Origin of the sequence: Polynucleobacter sp. AP-Nickl1-40-C4 (genome assembly GCF_035012665.1) — a bacterium.
Taxonomy (GTDB): Bacteria; Pseudomonadota; Gammaproteobacteria; order Burkholderiales; family Burkholderiaceae; genus Polynucleobacter.
The window spans coordinates 1-417 of the sequence record NZ_JAYGQR010000030.1 but is presented as its reverse complement, the minus strand read 5'-3'; the positions used below and the strand labels follow the sequence as shown (position 1 = coordinate 417).

The window sequence follows — 417 nt, the reverse complement described above, 5'->3', positions numbered from 1 at the left end:
GCCACAAGCTGCCATCTATTCACTCGCAAATGCTTTTGGAGATGAATCGACTGGCGCATCACTACGACCAGCACTTTAAGGCGCTCAAGAGCGGCCAGGGCGGTACGCCATCCCAAATTCAAGAGCAAGCCGTCGCATTACTTGCCAGTCATGGCGTACTACCGGGCGCGGCAAACACGCCAGCTAGGGTGCCGGAGGGAATGTATGAATACCCGCACCTAGACTACATTGAGGATTACCTGCGCGATAAGAGGCAGGCGGGAACCATGACCAAGGTCGACCAGCTCGCACAGCTGCTGCTTAGCAAGCCCATGCCGATCCTCCTGTCTCAGGCGACCGACGTCTACTTTGAGAATCACGAGCACGGCACATCAGAAAAGTTCAAGAAGAACACCCTCAAGCGCTGGAAGAATATCT

At 54.9% G+C, this 417-nt stretch carries 1 protein-coding gene; it reads left to right on the top strand.

The window, feature by feature from the left end; all coding sequences use genetic code 11:
* Positions 1-41: 41 nt before the first annotated feature.
* Positions 42-417 (top strand): hypothetical protein (locus tag VC182_RS11500; protein WP_323485376.1); only part of this gene is annotated, 376 nt, incomplete at its 3' end.